Consider the following 14,818-nt stretch of genomic DNA (forward strand, 5'->3'; position numbering starts at 1 on the left):
AATGATGACAAAATTTCAAGCATTTAAAATCGAACAAACCGATGGAGGGGTCCAAGGAGAGATTCAGACGCTCTCCTTAAGTGACCTTCCTTCCAGCGAAGTATTGATTCGTGTCCATTTTTCCAGCATTAATTTCAAAGATGGTATAGTCTCCCAACCAGACAATGCATTGGTTAAAGACTATCCGATTATCCCGGGTATCGACCTTGCTGGGGAAGTCGTTAAATCCTCCGATCAACGATTCAAAGAAGGTGATCGGGTTATTGCTACCAGTTATGAAATCGGCGTTAATCATCATGGTGGATTCAGTGAATATGCAAATATTCCCGCCGATTGGATTGTCCCATTACCCGAAGGAATCACGTTGGAAGAAGCGATGATTTACGGTACGGCAGGATTCACTGCAGCCCTGTCCGTCCACCGTTTAGAACAAAATGGCTTATCCACTGATGACGGGCCTGTCTTGGTCACAGGTGCTACAGGTGGTGTAGGCAGCATGGCAGTCGCTATGTTAGCTAAACGCGGTTATGAAGTAGAAGCAAGTACAGGCAGCTTCGAGCACAAAGAATACTTAAAAGATTTGGGCGCATCAAAAGTGATCTCACGTGAAGAGGTTTATGATGGAAAACTCAAACCCATTGGCAGCCAGCGCTGGGCAGCCGCTGTCGATCCAGTCGGCGGTGAACAGCTAGCTTCTTTGCTTGGCCAACTGAAATATAATGGAGGAGCAGCAGTCAGCGGATTGACTGGAGGAACAGAAATTCCTACTCAAGTTTACCCTTTCATTTTACGGGGTATCAGTCTCTTAGGTATCGACTCTGTTTACTGTCCAATGGATACGAGAAAGAAAGTTTGGCACCGGATGGCTAATGATCTGAAAGTCAAAGAATCTTTCAACCGTATTAAAGTCGTCCATTCACTTTCCGATGTACAGGACACACTTGAACAGATTCTACAAGGGAACACTCGCGGACGTTCAATTGTAAAAATGGATCATTGATAGTGATAGTCTTTATAAGAGGCCATATGTTGACATACAAGAATATTTAAATTATACTATTAGATAGTGCCTTCAGAAGAAGGTAACTCGGAAAAGAAAAGAGTGATTTGTATGAGACTGGCATTCTGCTACGTTTTGATACAACTTAATCACACTGGATCAGCTTCGGAGCTGTAAGGATGCGATAGAGGTAGGGATTGCGTCGTTTAAGTTGACAAAAACTACCATGTAGAATTAATGAACCGCGGCACATGGATTTTTAATTCAAATGAACTTGTAGATAACAAGAAAAAAATAACTTGATATTTTCCGAAACATATACAAAAGCGAGTGAGACGACGGTCTGACTCGCTTTTTCCAATTCTTATAGGTTTAAGACGCTTGCTTTCATGGTAATATAACCTTTAGAAGCTATGAAGGAGGTCATTTCATGTCACAATACATAGGACGTATTGACCCGGAGGATGTCCGCTTTCTCATGGATCTCTCTGAGTTCAAGGAGTTTGTCACTGATATGCTCGGAGGAGCTCGGGGCCTTGTAAATGTAGAGATTGATTACGAGATCATAGAAGAACAAGCTGGAGATACTCTCATACGGCCAATGGTCCTACTCAATGAGATTAGCCGTTTTACTGAAGAAGACCGCCATACCTTGTTAAGTTCGGGATTCTCCATTGACCGTGAACCCTATAAAAATGGTGATTATGCGATGGAGCAGATCTTCGGTACTTATTACACGATTTTAGAAGCTACAGAGGATGAGGATGGAGCATTTTTCACCATTGAACTTCCCTATCATCATTTCATTATTGAGAGAAATAAAGATTAAAAAATAGCCCTCCTGCACGCACGGGGGCTATTTTTTTGTTCAAGGATGAATTTGTTTAACCCTGCCAACCTGACCATCTTCCAGGCGTACTTTGATGCCATGAGGATGATTCGGAGATTTTGTTAAAATATCCTTCACTTTCCCACGAGTCAATGCACCACTTCTTTGATCTTTTTTCAGTACAATATCCACTTCTGCTCCAATATTAATATTACTTCGTGTCTGTCCATCCATTAGGATCCCTCCAAAATATAAGCATTACTCAGCTATTTTACCATATCCACCCTCGTATTCATCCCAAAACTAAACCACAAGTAACCTTGTCATACTTCCCCAGGTTTAAGCAGAATTTTTTGTCAAAGGGGCAGATTGAGTTCGGCTAAAAACGCCCCGTGGGCCAAAGACCTCGATAGCCTAAGTGCCAGGATTGGAAGTGATTTATGCAGCACTGGACTCGAAAGTCAGTATTTTATAACTGCCGGAATCATAAAAAAGCACCTTCACCAGGTGCTTTTTTCATTCATCACTATTAACCTGAATAATTATATTGATTTTGAATGGTACCTTCTTTTGTGTGTATAACTGCTGAGGTACCCTTATTTTGAGCAATTTCTTTCGCGCGGTTGATGGCATCCTGTTTATTATCATAAACTTTCGTAGGTTGTTCAGCACCCTCAGCCTTTACAGCCCACCCGTCTTCATGTGAAACAACATGTTCGGCCTGATTACTTGTGTCAGCCAATTTCATTCCTCTTAAGTTGATTTATCTGCTATATATCCATCTTGAAAATTTTGTAAACCTAAGATTTACTTTCATATGACTTTTTTTCTTGAATACTGCCATTTTCTTTGTGAATAATGGCTTGCGTCCCTTTGTTTTCAGCTATTTCTTTCGCCCTTTTCACTGCATCTTCTTTCTTTTCAAATACACTAGATGGTTTTTTCGCGTCTTCTGCTTTAACGGCCCATCCATCTTCATGTGAAATGACGTGTTCACCCTTATCTAACAATTCTGGTCTATTCTCATACTGTTTGTCCTCTTCATCTCTGCCCTTCAAAGCTTGATCGCTCATCTGTTTCACTTGATTGATTTCTTCTTTTCCAGCATTGTCGTACCATTCTTTTGCTTGTGTTGTAGCAATAGGGATGGCCCGATTTTCGTCATACCCTTCATCAATCATTGCGTTAGCGATATCAATGGCTTTTTTCCTTGTTGGAGTATTTAAGTTTTTAAGTGAACTTGGATAATTTTCCGTATCCCAAGGCATTAGGTCGTCCTCCTTTTTTTGTGTATAGATATATAATTACCGCATCCTGACGTTGATAAACAATTTATTTATCCACCTACGACGAAGTCCAGATTGAAAGGTCTCATTAAATAGGATAGGATGAAAACAGTCAGATTTTTCTTATATTTATGTGAATCTATTTCACTTTCGATATCGGAAATCATCAAACATATTTAGGAGGTCTTTCCATGTCAATAAATGTCCAACCATTCGGGGATCAGGCAATCCTTGTTGAATTTGGAAGCTCCATTAATGAGGAAACAAATAAAGAAGTGAGAAAGTTTTCTGCCCACCTTGATGCCAGCAGTCCTGAATGGATGATTGAATATATTCCAGCATTTACGACAGTGACAATCATTTATGATCCGCTTTACATAAGCCACCAGGTCGGTGGAGAAACTCCTCTCCCCTACGAATGGGCGCAGCAGCGAGTAGAAGAGCTGTTATCTAAGAATGCAATTGACCGCAATCAGACAGACCGAACGATTGAAATCCCTGTCAGTTATGGTGGAGACTTGGGACCAGACCTCTCGTTTGTAGCCGCTCACAACAAAATGAGTGAAGAAGAGGTAATAAAAACCCATATGGCCGGGGATTATTTGGTTTATATGATTGGCTTTGCTCCAGGCTTTCCCTACATTGGCGGCATGGATGAAAAAATTGCTGCCCCACGCAGAGATGACCCCAGATTAGCAATCCCAGCTGGCTCTGTAGGGATTGCCGGTGCTCAAACGGGAGTCTATCCAATCGAAACTCCTGGAGGGTGGCAACTGATCGGACGCACACCACTGAGACTCTTTCAACCCGAGAAAGCCCCCCCTTCCCTGCTGCAAGCGGGTGACCATATCAAGTTCACTCGTATATCAGAAGATGAATACAAGTCAATGAAGGAGGATGAACGATGATTCGCATTTTAAAATCCGGACTTCTGACTTCCATTCAGGATCTTGGACGATATGGCTATCAAAAACATGGAATAATCGCATCGGGAGTCATGGATTCTGTAGCACACCGCATCGCAAACTTCCTTGTTAATAATGCGGCTAATGCACCAACATTGGAAATCACCCTGATGGGTCCAGTCATTGAATTTCAAGAGGATACATTGATTTCTATATGTGGGGGAGAACTTTCACCAATGATTGATGGTGAACACGTGAACATGTGGAAATTAATCTATGTCAGAAAAGGGAGCGAGTTACGATTCGGACAGCCTAAGCAAGGATTCCGTGCCTATTTAGCTATAGCTGGTGGTTTTGATGTTCCTAGAGTCATGAATAGTGCTTCCACGTATATGCGCGCTGCAGTTGGTGGTTTCCAGGGCAGAATGCTTGAGAAAGGAGATGAGATCCCTGTATATCCTGACACAGATTTATCCGGCATCTTCCAATCTCTATCATCTGAAATTAGAAAAGATCCTTTTATCGAAGCACCTTGGTTTGTAGCGCCTGAAATTACTAGCTACACTAAGACGAACGAGCCTATACGTGTTATGCGAGGCCGGGAATTTGAATTGTTCGATGATGCTAGCCAAAATAACTTCATGAAAAACTCATTCAAAATCGATCCTAAGTCTGATCGAATGGGGTATCGTTTAAAAGGAACAACGCTATCTTTAAAAGAAAAACAAGAAATCGTTTCAGAAGCTGTTACATTCGGTACAGTTCAAGTCCCACCAGAAGGGAATCCTATTATCCTATTGGCTGACCGTCAGACCACAGGTGGCTATCCTAAGATCGGGCAAGTTGCTTCTGTAGATTTACCTAGAATTGCACAAATGAAACCTGGAGAAAATATGACTTTTCGACACATCAGTCACGCAGAAGCCCAGCATTTGTATCTCAAAAGGGAAAATCAGCTGCGCCAACTAAAACGTGGAATACATTCAAACATCACTAAGGAGGCACAAATATGTACAGCGTTGATTTGAACTGCGATATGGGGGAGAGCTTCGGTGCTTATAAAATCGGACGGGATGAAGAAATATTGAAGTACGTTACCTCCGTCAATATCGCTTGCGGTTTCCACGCGGGCGACCCCTCGATCATGAAAAAAACTGTCCGCATGGCTATTGAGCATAAAGTAGGTATTGGGGCGCACCCAGGACTTCCTGATTTGGCGGGATTCGGCCGCAGACCTATGGACATCACCCCAGAAGAAGCTTATGACATGGTCGTTTATCAAATTGGTGCCCTCAAAGGCTTTGTCGATGCAGAAGGAGGGCAATTACAGCACGTAAAACCGCATGGAGCTTTATACAATATGGCAGCCAATAAACCATCATTGGCTGATGCAATAGCTAGAGCTGTGTACGACGTCGATCGTAACCTCGTTTTGTTTGGACTATCCGGAAGTGAACTTGTCCGAGCGGGGCAAAAACACGGACTGAGAACTGCAAATGAAGTGTTCTCAGACCGTACATATCAACAAGATGGAACACTCACTTCAAGGAGGAAGCCCGACGCATTAATCACAGATCATGAGCAAGCAGTGAACCAAGTCATACGTATGATCAAAGAAAACAAAGTCCATTCCCTTCAAAAAGTTGATGTGGATATTGATGTTCAAACTATATGTATCCATGGTGATGGAAGCCGTGCTGTCGAATTCGCCGATTATATAAGTCAAACTCTAAGAGGTGCCAATATACAATTACAACCCATAGGAGAGTTTTCCACTCGTTGAAAGCTGTTTGAACACCTTTTCGCAACAAAATACGTGGAAGGAGAGTATAAAGTGAATTCTCAAGATATGTGGACAAATGTGGACCAGTACTTCCTGGACCACCTCTTTCCTGAAGAAACTATTATGGAAGAGGTTCTGGAAGTAAATAAAGAAGCAGGACTTCCATCCATCGATGTATCACCGACTCAAGGAAAGCTCCTTCATCTATTAGTGAAGATGAAAGGTGCAAAAAACATCTTGGAGATTGGCACCCTCGGCGGTTACAGCAGTATTTGGATGGCAAAAGCTTTACCTGAGGGAGGCAAGTTGACGACACTTGAATTCAATCCTAAACATGCAGAGATAGCAGCAGCGAATATGAAAAAAGCTGGAGTCGAAGAAAAAATCGAGATCATTGTCGGGCCAGCTTTAAATACGCTCCCTACACTAAAAATGAACGTACCTTTCGACTTTATTTTTATCGACGCAGATAAAAATAACAATCCTCCTTACGTAAATGAGGTTTTAAAACGATCTCAATCTGGAACGACTCTCATCATTGATAATGTCGTAAGGAGTGGTGATATATTAGAATCCCAAAGTGAAGATTCCAGCATTCAGGGAATTCGTGAAATGTTCGAAATGCTGAAAAATGACTCACGAATGGACTCTACCGCGTTCCAAACTGTGGGAAGTAAAGGTTATGATGGGTTCGTCTTAGCTATCGTAAAATAAAGAATCCTTCCCCATTGTCGGTCAAGACTACAATTAAAGTTTGTGGTTGCTTCTCACGAATGGCTTGACGGTGGGGGCTTGCCGCGGGCACGTCCTCAGCTAACTCGGTCAAGAAGATCACTTGACCAAGTGGATCTTCGGCTCGTGCTGTCCCCCCAGGCGTCACCACCGAACGCACCTCTTGGAATCAACAGTGGCCTATTAAAAAAAGAGCCAAAGAAAATCACTGCTTTTCTTGTCCATTGAAAGGAGCCGAGTTGGACGATTTTATCGTTCAACTCGGCTCCTTCGTTTGATGTATAACACTAAAAATGGCAGATCTTCAATAGGATCCTTGAACTAGTAAGCTTTTGTTTTATCGATTGCTATTCCACTCTTCAGCAAGCATTCCATACACGACATGGTCGGTGTATTCGTCATACAAGAGAGCAGCTTGACGAACGACACCCTCTTGCACAAAGCCTAAGCGTTCAGGTATTCCCCGACTCTTGATATTCTCTTCTGCTGCCCGTATTTCAATACGATTGAGTCCCATATCTTGAAAGGCATAATCAAAAAGTGTACGACAAGATCTTGTGAGCAATCCTTTTCCCTTGTAATCCGCCCCCATCCAATAACCTACACTCGTTTTTTTGTTTCCCCAATCAAATTCCAGAAAATCTACTACACCTGCAATTTTGCCATGATATAAAATGCACACCGTGAGTCCATCGTTGTCTGCATATCGTTGTAAGCTCGCTTGAATGAATTTTTTCGTATCGTCAGGCGAATGGGTGAAATTGATCCATGGAAGCCATGTTCGTAAATGATCCCTTGATCGATCCGAAAGGTTATAAAGCTCCTCAGCATCTTGATAATCTATTAATTTCAGTGAAAGATCTTCATCTACCTTATGTACAAACATCCCATACTCCTCCTCCATTAACATCTGCATTTCGTTCGATAACTTATATTTTCCTCCTTAATTGAACAAGCGCTGTCCATGATTCACACAGCGCTTGTTCAGATGAGCTATTCCCTTTTGTGGTATTCACATATAGATTCACCCCAACTATGAATAGGGAAAAGTTAAGGTTTCAAAACCAGTTTACCTTTTGTTTTTCTATTTTGCATTATTTCATGAACATGAGCAGCTTCCTCTAATTTATAGACCCCTCCGATGGTTAACTTCAATTCACCAGTATTGACCATCTTCAACAGGTGATCCAAACTTTTTTCAAACAAGACAGGTTTTCTCATAATTTGCGGTAAAAAGAAACCGATTACTGATAAGTTGCGATTCATCAATCCTGATGGGTACATTTCTGCCTGGTTACCACTAGCCACCCCATATACGACAACTCGACCAAAGGCACGCATGCATTTGACTGTTTCATGAAATATATCGCCACCCGCCATTTCCAGGGCAATATCAACACCTTTTCCATCAGTTATTTTCATAACCTCATCGCCCCAATGTTCACTTGTATAATTAACTGTATGGTCTGCTCCTAGATCCTTGGCTAACTGGAGTTTTTCTTCAGAACTTGCGGTCGCAATCACATTCCCCGCCCCGAATTGTTTGGCTAGTTGAACAGCAAGGGACCCTACCCCTCCAGCAGCAGCATGGACAAGGACCGTCTCCCCTTTTTCAAGCCTCCCCATCGTTGTTAGTAAATGGTATGCTGTCAGACCTTGAAGAGGCAACGCTACGGCAGTCTCATCATTTACACCATCTGGCAGAGGAATTAAAGAGCTTTCTTTGGTCGTGACATACTCAGCATAGCCCCCCGATCCGATCAGAGTCACTACACGGTCCCCCTTTTTAAAACGGTTCGTACCTTTTCCTACTTCCTCTACCACACCAGCCACTTCTGCCCCTGGTATGAAAGGAAGAGGCGTAGGTATTACATAAGCACCTTCACGCCTCGCTGTGTCTGCGTAGTTCACCCCAATCGCTGTCACTCTCAATAGTACTTCTCCTTCATTGATTTCCGGAAGTTCCATTTCTACATTTTCTAAAACCGATGGATTCCCATATTCCTTAAATTGAATAGCTTTCATCATTTCCCTCCTATTTTCCAATGAAATTTGGTTTTCGTTTTTCCTTAAAAGCCTGGACTCCTTCTTTATGATCTTCAGTTGATACCATCATCGCTTGAGTCACCCGTTCTTGCTCAAGGATTGTAGCCAGGTCTGATTTGTCTGCTTGATCGACAATTTTTTTCATCATGCCAAGTGCGCGACCTGGCCCTTTCGCAAGACGAAGGGCATAATTCATCGCTCCCTCCTCCAAGTCTTCTAATGGTAAAACGCGATTGACCAAGCCCCACTCCACAGCTGTTTCAACCGGTATCGGTTCTGCCCGGAATAACAACTCTTTAGCTCGATAAGGGCCTAACAGTTTTGATAAAAAGTAGTGGCCTCCGCCATCTGCCACTAGCCCTACCTGGGCAAAACTCAGTACGAACTTACTCTCTTCTCCTGCAATGATTTGGTCACAGGCAAGAGCTAAATTGAAACCTGCGCCAGCGGCATATCCATGAACGGCCGCAATCACGGGCTTAGGAATATCTTTGAGCATTAATACTAAACGATTCAATTCGCCTACGTGTTCATATAAATGATTTGCTGTAACTTTTTCCCCCATATTTTTCACATCTCCGCCTGCTGAAAAAGCCCGGCCGGCACCTGAGAGGACAACTACCTTCACATCATCATTTTCAGATGCTACCTTGATAGCTTCCTGTAAACCTATGATCATATCATCTGAAAAAGCATTTAAGGAATCTGGCCGATTCAACATACAAGACATGACGGGTCCATTAATAGAAACATTCAAATGCTCGTTTCCCAGTTTCATAAGTATTCTCCCCTTTTAAGATACATAATGACCTGCTTCTAACATTTCTTCCGCAATATCACGATTTCGTTTCAAGCTATCCCCCATTTGGTATTCACTTAAGAGTGCAGAAACATTTCTCAAAGTCTTTACCCTTTCTTCTCCTTGGAGCAAAGAGGAAAGTAAGCCAGTAGTCGCTTGATGAACTACTAAAGCGGATTGTTCAATCACCGTCTGGGTCAGCCTTTTCTTCAAATCGTACTTACTTTCCTTTTGAAAAGCTTTTTTTGTACGCAGAACGGCGGACTCCGCACGATAAATATGAATGGCAATATCTGCAAGTTTCATCAACGTTTCTTGTTCATTTTGTATAGATTTCCCATAAGTGCGATAGGCGGCACCAGCGGCAACCAAGTACAAATCTTTAAACACTGACACCGGCTCCTCAAGCTTATCCATCCAGTGATTCCCACGTTTGAATCCAGCATTTTTCAAAGAATACTCTGCTTTTTCCATTAATAATCGAACATCAAGTTCTGCTTGGCCGGCTTTTTTAAAGAATGCACCAGGAATGAGAAGGCGATTAATTTCATTTGTCCCTTCAAAAATACGATTGATCCTTGAATCACGATATGCTTGTTCAATCGGATACTCTTTAATAAACCCGGCACCACCGTGAAGTTGTAGAGCTTCGTCAACAATTAAATCGAGGGTTTCTGATCCCACGACTTTACAAATGGCTGATTCCAGCTTGTGTTCATTCATAGCCTTGGCGGTTGCCGACTTGTCTGATGTTTGATAATGAGCTCCTAATTCTGCCTCTATGTGGCCGGCCGTTCGGAAAAGGAGGGATTCAGCTGCGTATAGATGGGCGCCCATGAGAGCGAATTTTTCTTTACTGGCATTAAACTTTGATATGCTTCTTCCAAATTGCTTACGTTCCTTCGTATGTTCAAGAGCTAATTGAAAGCAATACTTCGCGGCTCCTGTGGTAGCGAAACCCAAATTGAATCTTCCAAGGTTAAGGACATTCAAAGCAATACGATGCCCCTTACCTACTTCTCCCAGTAGATTTTCAACAGGAACCTCACAATCCTCCATGATGACCGAGCATGTGGATGAACCTTTGATACCCATTTTATTTTCTTCCGGGCCAATAGTAACGCCGGGGAAATCTTTCTCCACGATAAATGCTGTGAAATGCTCTCCATCCACTTTTGCATAAACGATGAATGTATCAGCAAAAGCAGCGTTAGTGATATAGATTTTTGTGCCATTCAAAAAATAATGAGACTGACTTTCATTCAAAACAGCTGTAGTCTTTGCTGATAATGCATCTGAACCAGCATCTGGCTCTGTCAGACAATAAGCACCAATGTACTCTCCGGAAGCCAGTTTAGGCAGATATTTCTGTTTTTGCCCCTCTGTTCCGAAATATGTAATCGGAAGGGTAGCGATACACGTGTGATTTGAATGAGCAACACTATAACCGCTCGCATTACCTAAAGCTTCTCCAACGATTCCCTTACTGACTTTATCAAGCCCGAGGCCTCCATAAGTTTCAGGAATGCTGTGACTTAACAACCCTAGTTCACCCGCCTGACGCATTTTACGAGCAACAAATCCGAAGTCACCTCCCTCGATTTTCATCCAGTTAGGGTGGATTTCCCGGGAAATAAATTGTCGAGCTGTGTCAGCAATCATTTTGTGCTCTTCACTTCGGTCCTCAGGCGTGAAAATACATTCAACAGATATATCAGTAGTCAGAAATTCTCCTCCACGAATTTTTTGTTTAATTGCTTGCATGCTTTCCCTCCTTGATTTGACCCTTAACTGAATCATAAATAAGTATGCTGTTGAACAAACCTTCCTGTGCAGCGAAGTCAATTTCTTTCTGATCCAGCCCTGCGCTCATCAACATTTTCCCAATTCGTGAGTTTTGCAGAAGGTGAGCTGCATCTTTATTTCCTTTATAAAAAAGATGGGCGGTCATAGCTGCATCGGATAAATTCCATTCTTCCACCCCTCGCATATGACTCACTAAACTTCCGACTCCATAAAAATCTTCCATCGTATATCGACCATTAGATCCAGAACAAATTAAAATGATGGAATCGTCTTTGTGAAACTGCAATAGGTGATCAGCCATTGCAGGATTGTTCAATAATGATGAAGCATATAAGTCAGAAGCCCTTCTTGATTGATGTAAAGCAACAGTGCCGTTTGTAGTGGTCAAAATTAAGTGCTTATCCTTAATGACCGAGCTCAAGTGCGTTCGTAACGGCGGATAAAACCCTTCAATCCTTTTCCCCTGATCTTCTCCAGCCATGATGAAAGAGTCAGTTGATTTCTTCGCTATTATTCTTGCTTCTTCAGGGTTGTGAACTGGTATGACTGAAGCAGCCCCATCAGCTATAGCAGCTGTAATCGTTGAGGTAGCGAATAGCACATCAAATACGACCACCGTTTTCCCCTGCAAGTCTTCAGGTCGAATATCCTCTTTTTTGAAGATGACTTGAACATCCCCCATAATTAGAGACCTGCCGTTTCTTCAGCATGTTCGATCAAATTATTAACAAACACATTCATCCCTGCAAAACGGGGATCTTCTGTCTGTCCTTGCATATACCGGTAATAGATTTGCTGAATGATGCCAGCCAACTTAAAATATGCGAATGTCATATATACGTGGATTTCACTTAAATCACGTCCACTCTTTTCTGCATATCGTTGGAGAAATTCATCCCTCTTGAAAAATCCATCTTGTACTGTAACGGGGGGCTTACCGAGCCCTGTCTTCAAAAGCTCAGGGTCATCCGGTTGTATCCAATAGCTCATTGCAGCGCCTACATCAGCTAACGGATCCCCCACTGTCGTCATTTCCCAATCAAATAAGCCGACCATCTGAGATGGGTTTTCTTTACTGAACATCGCATTATTCAACTTGTAATCGTAATGGATAATCGATGAGTCGGGCGAATTCGGTATATGATCCAGGAGCCATTTCTTCAATCGTTCACCTGATACGACATCATCCGTCCGTGCTCGATCATAGCGTTTCATCCACCCATGAAATTGGCGTTCTATAAATCCCTCAGGCTTAACCATTTCCCGCAAACCGGTTTCTTTATAGTCAATTGCATGAAGCTCCACTAAACGATCGACCATTGTTTCTGATAAGCTTTCATCTAACTCGGCAGTTGCTGCTACTCCATCAGGAAATTCTTGATCAAACACAAGCCCTTCCCTTCTTTCCATAACAAAGAATGGTCGCCCTATCAGATTTCCTGACTCATACAGATAAGGCTTCGGTGCTAACGGAAAGACCGGGTGCAAGGAGTTCAGTATTTTGTACTCTCTCTCCATGTCATGAGCTTTCGGAGCCACTGGCCCCATCGGTGGTCTCCGGAGTACGACCTTCCATTTCTTTCCGACCGATAGTTCATAGGTCAAGTTGGAATGGCCGGCTCCGAACTGACGTACATCCATTTCTCCTTTTGGTACATCCATTGTCTCTCTTAAAAAAGAAGCGATCTTACTTGTATCCAACTCTTCCCCCGCACGGACCGGCTTCGTATCATTTTTGTAAACCATTTCAAACCTCCCTTAATTGGCTGCCAATTGGTAGGACGCTAACATTTCCTTCATCTTCTCTGAAAGGGGATGGCTTTGCTGTTTCCCGAAATCGAATTGAACGATTACACTTTTCCCCTTAGCCACAAGCTCGCCGGATTCTTTCTCAAACATTTCCTGTATCAAGTGAAAGCTCGAATTTCCTATCTTATCCACATGGCTATGAATGACAAGTGTTTGGTTGAAATATACTTGTTTGATAAAATCACACTTCGTAGACGCGAGAATAAAATTCCAGTCGTCCCCTACAAGCTCTAAGTCATCGAAGAAACGAATACGGGAATCTTCCATATAGATAAAAAAATTATTGTTATTGACGTGTCCTAATAAATCCGTTTCACAAAAACGGATTTTCACCTCATGTTCATGCATGGTCCTTCCTCCTCAACTTTTTACCTTAGCATCATAAGTATAAAAACCTTTACCTGTTTTGCGACCGAGCTCTCCCGCCTTCATCTTTTCTTCTAAGGTTCGAGAGGGCTTGTCCTTCGGATCACCAGTCTCTTCATATTGTTGTTGCATTACATAATAACCGACATCAATTCCTGACAGGTCCATTAATTCAAAAGGACCGATCGGGTGATTCAATGCTTTTTTGACTATCTTATCGATATCTTCATAGTCTGCATATCCACCTTCGTATAAACTCATCGCTTCTTTTTGAATAGCGAATAGTATACGGTTAGCTACGAATCCTGAAATTTCTTTTTGCAATAATACAGCAGTGCGGTTCATCTGTTCACAAATTTCCATAGCCAATGATACTGTCTCCTCAGAGGTGTGTTCACCCTTGACCACTTCCACACAATCCATTACTAATGGCGGAAAGAAAAAGTGCATATTGCAAATTTTATCCGGTCTTGAAGTTGCATCGGAAATCAAGGAGCTGACGATCGTTGATGAATTGGTAGCCAGCACCGTATGAGAAGGTACTATTTCATCCAATTGAGCAAAGACCTCCCGCTTCACTTCCAGTTTCTCGATGACGGCTTCTATGACGATATCAGCATCTGCGGCAGCTTCTCTTAGGTCAGAGATGAAATGAAGTCGTTCAAAAGCATGCTGCCGTTGTTCACTTGTTATTTTTTTCTTTTCCACCCATTTCCCCATGATAGCTGTCAACTTTTCACGAGCTGTATCCAATGACTCCTGACTTATATCCTGCAAGTTTGTATCATAGCCTGCCAAAGCCCCCAGCATAGCGATTTGATGCCCCATACTTCCCGCTCCAACCACTGTCAATTTGGTTATGGTCATGCTACTCCCCCTCAATTCCTTTAAAAATCATAGACATATAAATGTCTGTCAGCTCATTCTCTTTCACTTCACCATCCGGCTCGTACCAAAAGTAGCTCCAATTCGCAATTCCAAGAACAGCGTAAGACAGCATATCCGTCCTAAGGTCTTGACGGAATTCATTCATGAGGATGCCGTCTTCAATTACTTTTTGTATATTTTCCTGGAACAATTGCCTTTTAGGTAGAATAGCAGCTGTTTTTTCGTCACTGAGATGTCTCATTTCACGGAAAAAAACCATTGCACTATTCCCATTTGAACGAATATTCCTAATCAGTGTTTCAACAATTTGATAGAGCTTCTCGTGGTTTGTACTTTGCTTGTTTTGCATTATTTGTTCTTGTCCATTTAACAAGTGATCGATAAACGATTCATGGATCTGTACAAGAACACCTTCTTTATTTTTAAAATAATAATAGAACGTTCCTTTAGTAGCTCCATTCGCCTCGACGATGTCTTGAATAGACGTGGACCGAAATCCTTTGTTGCCGAATAGTTCAATGCTCGTTTTCATCATTTGTTCCTTCATACTCATCGTCCCAACGTTAGTA

General features: G+C 42.3%; 19 protein-coding genes. 6 read left to right on the forward strand and 13 right to left on the reverse strand.

Going from position 1 to position 14,818, the window contains the following annotated elements:
* Positions 1-4 precede the first annotated feature (4 nt).
* Both HLI_RS06715 and HLI_RS06720 read left to right on the forward strand, forming a co-directional pair.
* Positions 5-1,000, forward strand: coding sequence for an acrylyl-CoA reductase family protein (locus HLI_RS06715; RefSeq protein WP_128524139.1), 996 nt, complete (start codon positions 5-7; stop codon positions 998-1,000).
* Positions 1,001-1,430: 430 nt separating this feature from the next.
* Positions 1,431-1,829, forward strand: a complete 399-nt coding sequence (locus tag HLI_RS06720; RefSeq protein ID WP_128524141.1) for a hypothetical protein — start codon at positions 1,431-1,433, stop codon at positions 1,827-1,829.
* A gap of 39 nt (positions 1,830-1,868) precedes the next feature.
* Here HLI_RS06720 and HLI_RS06725 read toward each other — a convergent pair whose 3' ends face one another.
* The 3 genes from HLI_RS06725 to HLI_RS06735 all read right to left on the reverse strand — a co-directional run bounded on the left by HLI_RS06725 (position 1,869) and on the right by HLI_RS06735 (position 3,097).
* Positions 1,869-2,063: a YwbE family protein gene (locus tag HLI_RS06725; protein ID WP_128524142.1), complete on the reverse strand. Its 195-nt coding sequence runs from the start codon at positions 2,061-2,063 to the stop codon at positions 1,869-1,871.
* A gap of 295 nt (positions 2,064-2,358) precedes the next feature.
* A complete protein-coding gene (locus HLI_RS06730) occupies positions 2,359-2,571 on the reverse strand; it encodes a DUF2188 domain-containing protein (protein WP_128524144.1) in 213 nt (70 codons plus the stop codon).
* Positions 2,572-2,629: 58 nt separating this feature from the next.
* On the reverse strand, positions 2,630-3,097 hold the full coding sequence (locus HLI_RS06735) for a DUF2188 domain-containing protein (RefSeq protein WP_128524145.1): 468 nt from the start codon (positions 3,095-3,097) through the stop codon (positions 2,630-2,632).
* 209 nt (positions 3,098-3,306) lie between these two features.
* On the opposite strand from HLI_RS06735, the gene pxpB reads away from it, so the two are divergent.
* Genes pxpB through HLI_RS06755 form a run of 4 tightly spaced genes read left to right on the forward strand, consistent with a single transcriptional unit; the run spans position 3,307 to position 6,517 of the window.
* The gene (gene pxpB / locus HLI_RS06740; protein ID WP_128524147.1) at positions 3,307-4,023 is read left to right on the forward strand and encodes a 5-oxoprolinase subunit PxpB; all 717 of its coding nucleotides are present in this window, start codon (positions 3,307-3,309) and stop codon (positions 4,021-4,023) included.
* Positions 4,020-5,048 carry a 5-oxoprolinase subunit C family protein gene (locus HLI_RS06745; RefSeq protein WP_128524149.1) on the forward strand — a complete coding sequence of 343 codons (1,029 nt, stop codon included), beginning with the start codon at positions 4,020-4,022 and terminating at the stop codon, positions 5,046-5,048. The genes pxpB and HLI_RS06745 overlap by 4 nt, the downstream gene beginning before the upstream one ends.
* Positions 5,030-5,803: a LamB/YcsF family protein gene (locus HLI_RS06750; RefSeq protein ID WP_128524151.1), complete on the forward strand. Its 774-nt coding sequence runs from the start codon at positions 5,030-5,032 to the stop codon at positions 5,801-5,803. The genes HLI_RS06745 and HLI_RS06750 overlap by 19 nt, the downstream gene beginning before the upstream one ends.
* Positions 5,804-5,854: 51 nt before the next feature.
* Complete coding sequence (locus HLI_RS06755) at positions 5,855-6,517, forward strand: O-methyltransferase (RefSeq protein ID WP_128524153.1); 663 nt, start codon at positions 5,855-5,857, stop codon at positions 6,515-6,517.
* On the opposite strand, the gene HLI_RS06760 is transcribed toward HLI_RS06755, so the two are convergent.
* The 10 genes from HLI_RS06760 to HLI_RS06805 all read right to left on the reverse strand — a co-directional run bounded on the left by HLI_RS06760 (position 6,504) and on the right by HLI_RS06805 (position 14,796).
* Complete coding sequence (locus HLI_RS06760; RefSeq protein WP_128524155.1) at positions 6,504-6,686, reverse strand: hypothetical protein; 183 nt, start codon at positions 6,684-6,686, stop codon at positions 6,504-6,506. The genes HLI_RS06755 and HLI_RS06760 overlap by 14 nt on opposite strands.
* Before the next feature lie 186 nt (positions 6,687-6,872).
* Positions 6,873-7,421 (reverse strand): GNAT family N-acetyltransferase, encoded by a 549-nt coding sequence (locus HLI_RS06765; protein ID WP_128524157.1) that lies wholly within the window; start codon positions 7,419-7,421, stop codon positions 6,873-6,875.
* Between the two features lie 164 nt (positions 7,422-7,585).
* Positions 7,586-8,560, reverse strand: a complete 975-nt coding sequence (locus HLI_RS06770) for a quinone oxidoreductase family protein (protein ID WP_128524159.1) — start codon at positions 8,558-8,560, stop codon at positions 7,586-7,588.
* 10 nt (positions 8,561-8,570) lie between these two features.
* Entirely contained in the window at positions 8,571-9,359 is a 789-nt protein-coding gene (locus HLI_RS06775; protein WP_128524161.1) for an enoyl-CoA hydratase/isomerase family protein, read from the reverse strand.
* A 15-nt stretch (positions 9,360-9,374) separates the two neighbouring features.
* A complete protein-coding gene (locus HLI_RS06780) occupies positions 9,375-11,144 on the reverse strand; it encodes an acyl-CoA dehydrogenase family protein (RefSeq protein ID WP_128524163.1) in 1,770 nt (589 codons plus the stop codon).
* Positions 11,131-11,868, reverse strand: coding sequence for a 2-phosphosulfolactate phosphatase (locus HLI_RS06785; RefSeq protein ID WP_128524165.1), 738 nt, complete (start codon positions 11,866-11,868; stop codon positions 11,131-11,133). Before HLI_RS06785 ends, HLI_RS06780 begins: the two co-directional genes overlap by 14 nt.
* A gap of 2 nt (positions 11,869-11,870) precedes the next feature.
* Entirely contained in the window at positions 11,871-12,932 is a 1,062-nt protein-coding gene (locus HLI_RS06790) for a phosphotransferase family protein (RefSeq protein ID WP_128524166.1), read from the reverse strand.
* 12 nt (positions 12,933-12,944) lie between these two features.
* Positions 12,945-13,343, reverse strand: coding sequence for an acyl-CoA thioesterase (locus HLI_RS06795; protein ID WP_128524168.1), 399 nt, complete (start codon positions 13,341-13,343; stop codon positions 12,945-12,947).
* A gap of 12 nt (positions 13,344-13,355) precedes the next feature.
* Positions 13,356-14,228 carry a 3-hydroxyacyl-CoA dehydrogenase family protein gene (locus tag HLI_RS06800; RefSeq protein WP_128524170.1) on the reverse strand — a complete coding sequence of 291 codons (873 nt, stop codon included), beginning with the start codon at positions 14,226-14,228 and terminating at the stop codon, positions 13,356-13,358.
* A gap of 1 nt (position 14,229) precedes the next feature.
* Positions 14,230-14,796, reverse strand: coding sequence for a TetR/AcrR family transcriptional regulator (locus tag HLI_RS06805; RefSeq protein ID WP_128524171.1), 567 nt, complete (start codon positions 14,794-14,796; stop codon positions 14,230-14,232).
* Positions 14,797-14,818: the final 22 nt, after the last annotated feature.

The sequence above is a fragment of the Halobacillus litoralis genome, from assembly GCF_004101865.1.
Classification (GTDB): Bacteria; Bacillota; Bacilli; order Bacillales; family Halobacillaceae; genus Halobacillus; species Halobacillus litoralis_A.